The organism is Paraburkholderia sp., assembly GCF_026225065.1.
Classification (GTDB): domain Bacteria; phylum Pseudomonadota; class Gammaproteobacteria; order Burkholderiales; family Burkholderiaceae; genus Paraburkholderia.
In genome coordinates this window covers 1-4,452 of sequence record NZ_JAMFSB010000443.1, presented here as the reverse complement: position 1 = coordinate 4,452, position 4,452 = coordinate 1, and the positions used below count along the sequence as shown (strand labels likewise).

Genomic DNA, 4,452 nt, shown 5'->3' with positions numbered 1-4,452 from the left:
TGCAGGCCGAACGCAGCACACTGCAAACGTTCTACGGCGCTGCGCTCGATGCGTACCGCGGCGACCGCGAGGCGTGGGCCAGAGACATTGGCAGCGTGATGCACGACGATAGCCGGAACCCGTACTATCGATGGTTCGTCGGAGACGCCGGTTAAGGCGGAATGAGGCGCACCCTCGCATCGCCGGAAATCCTTTGAGCGGCAGTCGGCCGCCCTCAGGAAGGCTTGCGCATGTTTCCCCGCCGCGCTTACCTAGCCGACAGCACCTTCGCGTGCATTTCGATAGTCAGCGCCTCGATTCTCTGGCTCAGTTGCCGCGTGATTTCGGTGAGTTCGGTGTTCTGCTTCAACAGCGCGGCCATCTGTGAGGTGTGCTCAGCCATCTGCAGTTGCCGCTCTTCGGCGGACTTGGCGATCGCTTCCCGATGCTGGGCGTCCGCGTCTGCGAGTGCCTTGTCGCGATCGGACTGGCGCGTCTGCGCCAGCAGGATCAATGGCGCCGCGTAGGCAGCTTGCAAACTGAAAGCAAGATTGAGGAGAATGAAAGGATAGATGTCGAATTTGGTGACGCCCGTAATGTTCAAGATGATCCAGATTGCGACGATCACGGTCTGCGCGATGAGAAACGTTGGTGTGCCGAAGAAGCGCGCGAATGCTTCGGCCTTGAGCGCAAACCAGTCGTCCCCGAAGGTCGACGTTAAGTGATTGTAAGGAAGATGGAACCGCAGATGCGGCCAACGTTCGTGATTCGGGGACGACTTGTCGGCTTTGGCTTGATCGAACGGCGTCATGACGGAGAACTCGCTCTGGGAGGAAGACGCGTCAATTTACATGAGCGAGATTAACTTCGCTTCATTTCGATCGCTTCGTCGTAACCATCGCCACCTTCCGATACACGCGTCCCACCAGCGCCCACAATAACGGCAACTCGATCAATCGCCCACGCGGATTCAGCACAAGCAGCCGTGATTCATGCTGCGTCACCCGATCGGCCCAACGCGCTTTATAGTCGCCGTGCAGTGGCCGGAAATCGAAGTCGCGGCCATTCGCATGCGCCCACTGCGCGAGAAACTCGACCAGCAGATTCCCAACCGAAAACGTCCCGAAGGCCTCGTCGTAGGTCGTGATGAAATACTCGACGGTTCGTGCACCGACGAGATTGACCGAAGCCGCTACCGGCTGTCCATCCACCGTCACGAACGCGACGAGCGGCACGTTGGGCAAGTCCGTGCGCCGCGCCAGCGTGATGAAAAAATCGCGTACCTGATCGTCCATCAGGTAGCGCGACTCGATCCCGCGCGCCAAGGCCCAGTTGCGTTTGTTCTCAAACAGCCACGTCAGCGTGCTTTGCGCTTCATCGGCCGTGCGGCACCATCCGAAACTCACGTCTCCTTGGCGACGCAGCCGCTTCACACTCGAACGCAAGGCGGAGCGCAGCGTGGCGTTGCGCGTCGCGAGGAAGTCGTTCCAGGCCGGATAGGCGCGCAGTCCGATCGCGTAACCCGGCAACTCGCGCCAGCGCGGCGGCAACCGTCGCCGCACCCACGAGCCGGGCGCGTCACTCAGTGCGTGCTGCAGCACGCTGCCGTTTTCGACCATAGGAACTTCGAGCACGTCGGCGTGAATCTGCATCGTCGCAACGACCGCGGCCGGGTAGAGCTCGGTGCGCCGCGTGTCTTTGATCAACGGACCGCCGTATTCTTCGCCGCATCCGCAACCAAGCGAATGCGCGAGCCGCAGCGCTCCCTTGCGAACAATCGCAACCGGCCACAGCGCGAGCAATTCGTGCGCGCCGTACACCATCGCTACTTCGATCGCCGCACCGCTCGCGAGCGCGCGTTCAACCGCAAGCTCGCAGTATTCGAAACTACTGAACGGGGAATGCGCTTCTGCCGTCGCCGACAGCGCACACCATTGTGGCTGCAACGCGCGAAATGCATCGACCGTCTCGCACGATCGCACGTCGTATCTGAACGAAGCTGTCGGCGATGATGGTTCGAGCATCGCGGCCGTGGCTGTAGACACTGGACTCCTGAATTATTTTGTGACACCTACCACTCAGCGGATTTGCCTTTCGCCATAACGAGCGATCTACGCGGAGAAGTAAAGGTGGTCTGGCGGCAGCGCATAGTGTCGAACGAAAAGCAAACTCGCGCGACCTATGGTTTCGGCGGTTTCTGGATTTTGGCGGAGAAGACCTGGCGGAGCGCCGGGCCATGCGCATGCTGAACCGAGTGTCGCGCCAAATGGCAGTTTGACGCTATTCGACTGCCGCGCTGAGTTTGTCTTTCGTCGTAATGCGCCGGTTGCGGTCGGCAAAAACATCGGGCCGCGCGCCGCTCACGCTCTGCCAGATTACGACGCCTTCCCGCTCCTCCGGTCCAAAACCGAGTTCGTGCTGATCGTAGTCGAACATCGTCGCAAACCAGCGCTTCAAATGTTCCGAACCATCGAACACGTCGCCACAGACAGGATTGTCGTAGACAACGAAAAGATGCTGGATTGCGCCGTTCGCGAGCGCCTCTTCGAGTTTGTGCAGCAGCGTCGTCATCAGTTCGGGGCCAAACGGATTGAACATGAACACGACTACGTTGCCGCACGGCACGGCCATGTCAGCGACATTCTCAACGACCGCGCAGATCGGCGCACGTGCCGGAAAGCGTCGCGCGATGGCGGTTGCGTTCTCATTCGCGGTCTTCACGAGATCTATGCTGATGTCGTAGCCCAGTGCCACCGCGAACGGATACTCGGACGCGACGATCAGCGGTCGGCCTTTGCCACAGCCTATGTCGACGAATGTATAGCCGGAGATATCGCCGAGCGTGTCGAGCGCACGGCGGATGATGGTCGGCTGTGAGCCCATGTAAGGGCTCAATTGATCGGCAAGGCGCTGATCGCGCTGCAGCGCGAACGCGTCCACCAGGCCACTGGTATCGATACCAAATTGCAGGTCGAAGGGATGACGGCGCAGACAGCCCGAATACACCGCGCGCAGCAGCGGCACGCGAATGCAGATGCGGCGCAGCTGCGGCGTTAGCATTGCGCGCTGCATGAAATCGGGCAGCTTCGCTACGCCATTCAGGAATGGCTGCTTAAGCGTGCTTCGTAGAGTCATTCGGAGGCGCCGTCTGGAGTGCTCCGGGAAATCCCGGATCCTCCAGACATGATCGCGCCGTCAGGCGACAAGCTGCCGCCATAGGTTGGTTGTAATGCGACAAGACGACGTTAGCGGTCGTGGCCCGCGGAACCCGTTAGTCACCAGTCCGCGGGCCGCGCCGTTTCAAGGCCCACGCGCCCGATGGAACAAATGCATCGCGACATCTTGCAACCATCCGACAAGAATCACAGGCCGCTTGAAGGATCGACTTTCGATTGCACGACCGGGACGTGAGTCAGTCGGCGAGTCTTCCACGTCAGCTTGAATGCCCGGGCTTCCATGCGCCCAGTATTCGAACGGATAGAACATCCGTGTTCGCGCTACCGTCATGGCTCGCTCGGCTTGATGCCGGGCGTGGAAGTCGTTGTCGACGCTTGACTCGGTGGGACGCCGGGTCGGGTAGATCGTTTGGATGGACTCGCCGTCACGGACGGGGGTCGACGTTTTCGTGTTCATAGTTATCTCCGTTAGTAAGATCGGAAACGGAGACGGTACAAACAAAACAGGCCTCATCCGTTTCCGGAGAGGCCTGTTGATCGACGCTTGTACCTGTAAATCTAAAGCGAACGAGCCTCCCCCAGGGTGTCCTTGCGGAAACCCTCGCCGCCTTGCAGCGCGAATGCCGGGATGAGGTTCGAAATCATGACGCCGAGTTTCTCTTTGAACGCGTTGTCTGTCAATTGATGCATGTTGTGCTTGCGCGACATTTCAACGAATCGTTTCCGATGTCGCGGAGCGATCTGATGCGTAGGACATGAAATATCGTTCGTCAGTCGAGCCGGATTGACTCGCAGCACTCGCAAGCGGATTCGCCTTTGGCTAGCGTGTGAAACGTGAAGCAACACGTAGAGGGTATTGGGCACGATGCCGTTTCGCAAGGGCAAGAACGAGTGCAATGCCCCGCAGGACGGGACGATTGACCTCGCCCATCGTCGCGCTGCATCCGCCGTAAAAGATCGACGTTATGATCAGCGATTGGTTCAAGCAATTGATGAAGGCCATGCGCCCGGTGGCCGCGAGCGGATCGCTAGAGCGTCAGGGGTTCAGCGCGCGCTGCAACGCGCTGACATAGTCACGCACAAACGCACGCGATATCGCCGCATCCGGTGTCAGGTCCTCGAATCCGTGATAGGCGCCGGGGTAAACCTTCAACTCCGTCGGCACACCTGCTGAAATCGATCGGCGCGCGTATTCGATGTTCTCGTCGACGAACAAGTCGAGCGTGCCGACCGCGATGTAGGTAGAAGGCAGTCCGGCTAAATCTTCTGCACGCGCGGCGGCCGCGTATGGCGACGC

General features: G+C 59.7%; 5 protein-coding genes and 1 pseudogene. All 6 read right to left on the bottom strand.

Going from position 1 to position 4,452, the window contains the following annotated elements; genetic code table 11:
* Positions 1 to 247: 247 nt before the first annotated feature.
* Positions 248 to 790, bottom strand: a complete 543-nt coding sequence (locus M0954_RS29930; protein WP_297357114.1) for a DUF1003 domain-containing protein — start codon at positions 788 to 790, stop codon at positions 248 to 250.
* A gap of 61 nt (positions 791 to 851) precedes the next feature.
* On the bottom strand, positions 852 to 2,024 hold the full coding sequence (locus M0954_RS29925; protein ID WP_297357112.1) for a GNAT family N-acetyltransferase: 1,173 nt from the start codon (positions 2,022 to 2,024) through the stop codon (positions 852 to 854).
* Between the two features lie 235 nt (positions 2,025 to 2,259).
* Positions 2,260 to 3,114 carry a hypothetical protein gene (locus M0954_RS29920; protein WP_297357110.1) on the bottom strand — a complete coding sequence of 285 codons (855 nt, stop codon included), beginning with the start codon at positions 3,112 to 3,114 and terminating at the stop codon, positions 2,260 to 2,262.
* Positions 3,115 to 3,713: 599 nt separating this feature from the next.
* The gene (locus M0954_RS29915; protein ID WP_166660944.1) at positions 3,714 to 3,863 is read right to left on the bottom strand and encodes a hypothetical protein; all 150 of its coding nucleotides are present in this window, start codon (positions 3,861 to 3,863) and stop codon (positions 3,714 to 3,716) included.
* 112 nt (positions 3,864 to 3,975) lie between these two features.
* Positions 3,976 to 4,170: pseudogene (locus M0954_RS30390) on the bottom strand (DUF418 domain-containing protein); the annotation flags it as partial.
* Positions 4,171 to 4,191: 21 nt separating this feature from the next.
* Positions 4,192 to 4,452: alpha/beta hydrolase fold domain-containing protein (locus tag M0954_RS29910; protein WP_297357108.1), on the bottom strand; the 261-nt coding region annotated here is incomplete at its 5' end.

What these genes read in the sequence shown, in the direction of transcription:
- M0954_RS29930 (WP_297357114.1), bottom strand. Translation starts at nt 790, where the DNA reads ATGACGCCGTTCGATCAAGCCAAAGCCGACAAGTCGTCCCCGAATCAC.
- M0954_RS29920 (WP_297357110.1), bottom strand. Translation starts at nt 3,114, where the DNA reads ATGACTCTACGAAGCACGCTTAAGCAGCCATTCCTGAATGGCGTAGCG.
- M0954_RS29915 (WP_166660944.1), bottom strand. Translation starts at nt 3,863, where the DNA reads ATGTCGCGCAAGCACAACATGCATCAATTGACAGACAACGCGTTCAAA.